Here is a 4,944-nt window from a genome sequence, read left to right on the forward strand (position 1 = left end):
TATGAAAACTTACAGGCAGTGAAAAAAGAATTACTGAAAAGAATGTTCGCTTCTGACAAGAATCCAGTTCCTGATTTTCGCTTTAAAGGTTTCACTGACGATTGGGAACAGCGTAAGCTTGGAGATCTTGCTGAAATCACTTCAGCATCACGGGTTCACAAAAACGAATGGACTTCCACAGGCGTTCGATTTTTACGCTCCAGCGATATTGTTAGCTCGTTTAATGATGTTAGCAATACACCAGCATTTATATCCAGTGACCTGTACTCGAAGCTGATTAAAAAATCGGGACGACCACTACAGGGCGATATTTTGATTACTGGTGGTGGATCGATTGGTGTTCCATATATTATCAGTCAACCATACCCAGTATACTTTAAAGATGCCGACTCAATCTGGATGAAACAGTCAAAGAGCTTCAGATCCAAATTTATGTATTTTTTCCTACAGTCTCCGGGATACAGGCGTTATCTCAGCCAAGTTAGCCATATTGGGACTATCGCTCATTACACAATTGAGCAAGTTCGAGCTACTCCGATTAAACTTTCCTCAATTAATGAACAAAGAGTAATTGAGGACTTTCTTTCTACACTGGATCACACTATCGCTCTTCATCAACGTAAGCTCGAAGATCTCAAACAACTGAAGAAGGTCTTCCTGCAGAAACTATTTGTATAGTTCGTTTTTTCAGTACGGCTGGCAGAACCTAACAGGATAGAAAGGCGGACATATATGGCAGAAAATAAGTTTGAAGAAGCAGTGATTGAGAAACTCAAGAGCGAGGGATGGACGTATCGCAAAGATCTTTCTGGAGTGACAGCGTCGCATCTGTATGATCATTGGCGGGAAATTCTGAATCAGAACAATGCCCAGAAACTGGATGGCAAGGAACTAACAGACGGCGAATTTGCCCTTATTAAGCAAGAAGTTGCCAAGAACAAGACGCCTTACGACGCTCAGTTGATGATAGTGGGTTCCGGCGGGGTTGGAACAGTGCCGCTGTTACGCGAAGATGGTACCAATCTAGAGATTGAAATTTTCTACGGGGATGAAGTTGCCGGTGGCCATTCACGTTATGAGGTCGTCAATCAGATCACCTTCACCGACTTGCCGTATACCCTTAGCAAGAAACGGCGTATTGACGTGATGCTACTGATTAATGGGCTGCCTGTAGCGCATATTGAGGAAAAGGATGAATCCCTTCAGAATCAGTGGAATGCTTTCGAACAATTGCAGAAGTATGATGGGGATGGGATGTACACGGGCTTGTTTTCGTTCGTGCAGGTGCAGTTCATCTTGTCACAACATTCGGCTCACTACTTAGCACGACCGCGGAGTGCTGCAGATTATAATAAAGACTTTGTGTTTGGCTGGCGTGATGACAATGGTAAGGATGTTACGGATACCATGACCTTCATTCATCAGGTGATGGGTATTCCCGCTCTACATCGACTGGTCACCGTCAATATGATTCCAGATGCAGCCAATGATAACGTAATGGTGATGCGTTCTTATCAAATTCAGGCGACGCGTGCAATTCTGGATCGGATGCGTATGATGGATGCCAATGGCTTGATTGAAAAAGAAGGCGGGTATGTTTGGCATACGACTGGTTCGGGTAAAACAGTCACTTCTTTCAAAGTTGCGCAGTTATTGGCGGGGATGCCGCGGGTGCGGAACGTCTTATTTATTGTCGATCGAGTTGATTTGATTAAGCAAACTCATGATAATTTCAAGTCATACGCATACAAGACATTTGAAGATCGTATTCAAATTGTGAATGGACACGATCTCAAGAAAACGCTGAAAAATAAAAAAGCGGCCTCGCAGATTTTCTTGATTACTGTGCAAGGGTTGGATAAAGCGGTGAAATCTGGTCTGAAATCTGATGAGCGTAATGTCATTCTGATGGATGAGGCCCATCGTTCGGCAAGTGGTGATACCGTGAAGCGAATCAAAACAGCCTTTCCTAAGACGACTTGGTTTGGCTTCACCGGCACGCCCAACTTTTATAGCGATGAAGTCAACGATGTAACCACATCTCGCGCAATTTCTACTTATGACGTATTCGGCAAACGTCTGCACCGGTACACCATTAAGGACGCAATCGGTGACGGTAACGTGCTGGGTTTTGATGTGACATATAGTACCGTGGATGTAGAAGCTGATGCGAACACTGGTTGGACGGAAGAACAGCTTGAGCGTGAAGTTTATACATCGCTGCCTTATCGGCAAGAAGTGGTTCAAGACATTCTTGACCAGTGGGACGACGATCATTCTGGCCCGATTGAGATGGGGGTTCGCCAGCCCAATCAGTTCCACGGCATCCTGGCAGTCTCTGGCAAGCAGGCAGTGGTCGCATATTACAATCTGTTCCGCCAGATGGCACCACAACTGCGAGTGGCGATGACTTATTCGCGTAATGAGGCTAATGGTGTTGGTAGTTCAGACTTACAGGCTTCATTGAAGCAAGCGATGGCAGATTATACGACCTTATTTGATACACCCAATTTTATCAACAATAAAGATCCTGAGCGTGACTACTTGGGCGATATCACAAAGCGGTTGGCGCATAAGAGGCCATACAATCATCGGCTAACTGCCGCGGAAGAAGCCACGACTCCGCAACGGTTGGATTTGGTGATTGTTTCTGATCAATTACTGACAGGGTTTGATGCGAAGTACGTGAACGTGATCTACTTTGACAAGCTGTTGAAGGAAGGCCCACTGATTCAGGCGATGTCGCGGACTAATCGCACCATCGGCAAGAGTGCCAAGCCATACGGGAAGGTGCGCTTTTTCCGCAAAGGTGAGCTGATGGAGGAGAACGTTCGCAACGCGTTGATTATTTATACCAAAGGTGGCAACGACACAATCGAAGACGCCAAGAAAAAGCCTGATGACTCTGAACAAAGAAGCTTATTCGATGATGATATTCTGGCACCTAAGATGGCCACGCAGATTAATGAGTTGGAACCGAAAATTGCGCGTTTGAAGGCCATCGCAGGTGATGACTTTAGCCAGACGCCGCGCTCTGAAAAAGTGCAACTTGAATTTGCTGTAACCGCCGCCGAAGTGAATGAGAAGGTTCAACGATTAGTACAGCAAGGCTACGCTTTCGGTACTGCAGTTGATGACTTGGATGATCAAGGCAAGCCAACCGGCCAGAAGGTGAGCTTGGATATCCGGGATAAGAATCACCTTAGCGCACTACAAGCACGGCTCAATGATGTTAACGAACTGCTTCCTGACAATAAGAAGATCGATTTGACCAATATCAAAGTTGCGATTGATTTGTACAATCATGAAATCATAGATTACGACAAACTCGTCGAGCTGTTGAATCTCTATATTGATGATACGATTCCGGCTAACCGCGATGCGGTTGAAGAACATATCACACCAATGGATGATGATAACCGTTCGGAGATTGAAGACATTCTTGATGGCATCGAAAAGGGTGACTATACCGAACATTTTGATACGGATTCACTGCAACACGCGCGGCGTACGATTCGCACAGAGAAGAAGGAATTAAAGATCAGGCGCTGGTCTGCTGATCATGATTATAATGGTAATGCAATCGTGGAGGCATATGATTGCTACTTACCTGGTGTCAGTCTGAATGACAATCCGAAATTGAAGGATCATATTAGTAAGATTGAAGATTCAGAGAACTTAGGCTTTTTCGAAACTGCCGACTTTGAAGACGGATTACTGGCGTTTTTTGCCGAGTTGAAGTGAGCGTGTGCGAGATAGCGCAATCAATCTTGTACGCTTTGTATAATATCTAGAATTTTATCAAAATCCCCGACAGTTCATCCGCGCATGGCAGCGGTAACGGTCGGGGATTTGTTTGACGAAAATTGGTCACTTTGCACTCAAGTTGTACATGAACGACAGTCTAGAACAGTCCGGATAGGAAACGCATCGCTTTGTCGGTATCTTGGCTTTCTAGTTCTTGGATGATGTGGAGATAAGTTTGCTGCGTTGTGGTCATGTTGGAATGGCCGAGTCGACGTGCCACGCTTGCTATCGTCACCCCCGCGAATAGTAGTAGGGACGCATGGGTATGGCGAAGACCATGAATGGAGATCACTGGTACGCCAACATTCTCACAGTGCTTGCGCAGCTGGTTGTTAACTGTAGAGTTGAAGACCCTGCCGTCAACGAATATCGGCTCGTCTTCTGGCAGATTTTTCACTAACTGGGAGAACTGCGTAATGGTCTGCCAATCGATTTGGATTCTGCGTTTTGAGCTGAAGTTCTTGGTAGGCTGAAAGCCACCGTTGACTGATTTATAGTTCCAGGTTTGTTTGACAGTCAGTGATTGGTGCGTGAAGTCAAAATCTTTTGGCGTCACGGCTAACGCTTCGGCGAAACGCAACCCAGTTTTGGCAACTAATAGTAGGAACCAGTCCCAGTTCGGGGTATCACTGAGCTTCAGATCTGAAAGGACCGCGTGTAATTCAAACTGATTAAGGTATTTAGCCTTCTTCGGTACCGGAGGCATTCCTTTAACAACGATTTTCCGTGTGGGATCGATCTTTATTAACCCCTCATCGAAGGCATCCAGCAGCGCGCTGCGAAGATGGTGATGAAAAGCGAGCACTGTTTGCCGTTCATGGTTTTCGGCAAAAAGGTTCAGTAATTGCTGGTAAGTTTTACGGTCGATCTGGTTTAGCGTAAGTGTCGGTGCAAGTGCGACAAGGTGATGATAAGTCATAACGTATTTCTGCAAAGTGACCGTACGAACAGCACCAACCTTGTAAAGCTCGTACCATTCTCTGAAGTAGCGGTAGAAAAGTGAACTCTGTGTGATGGTAGTTTCCATTTTATCGCCTCCGAAATATTTATTTGATGAAATCTGTTCATCGCTCATACTGTAATTCAAAATCGGAGGTTAATGAAATAATGTAACTTTGGAAGCAAGAGGGGAAAAAG

Annotated in this window: 3 protein-coding genes; 2 read left to right on the forward strand and 1 reads right to left on the reverse strand. The window is 45.3% G+C overall.

What is annotated here, in order from left to right:
- Together EKM91_RS13495 and EKM91_RS13500 are read left to right on the forward strand one after the other, a co-directional pair.
- On the forward strand, nt 1-678 hold a 678-nt coding region (locus EKM91_RS13495), incomplete at its 5' end, for a restriction endonuclease subunit S (RefSeq protein ID WP_225419540.1).
- Between the two features lie 54 nt (nt 679-732).
- On the forward strand, nt 733-3,744 hold the full coding sequence (locus EKM91_RS13500; protein WP_125754412.1) for an HsdR family type I site-specific deoxyribonuclease: 3,012 nt from the start codon (nt 733-735) through the stop codon (nt 3,742-3,744).
- Nucleotides 3,745-3,904: 160 nt separating this feature from the next.
- Here the strand turns inward: EKM91_RS13500 and EKM91_RS13505 are convergent, their stop codons facing one another.
- A complete protein-coding gene (locus EKM91_RS13505) occupies nt 3,905-4,834 on the reverse strand; it encodes a site-specific integrase (protein ID WP_125754413.1) in 930 nt (309 codons plus the stop codon).
- Nucleotides 4,835-4,944: the final 110 nt, after the last annotated feature.

This window comes from Lacticaseibacillus baoqingensis, assembly GCF_003946165.1.
Lineage (GTDB): Bacteria > Bacillota > Bacilli > Lactobacillales > Lactobacillaceae > Lacticaseibacillus > Lacticaseibacillus baoqingensis.

Excerpts from the sequence above, each read along its gene's own strand:
- EKM91_RS13500 (WP_125754412.1), top strand. The coding sequence starts at position 733 with ATGGCAGAAAATAAGTTTGAAGAAGCAGTGATTGAGAAACTCAAGAGC.
- EKM91_RS13505 (WP_125754413.1), bottom strand. The coding sequence starts at position 4,834 with ATGGAAACTACCATCACACAGAGTTCACTTTTCTACCGCTACTTCAGA.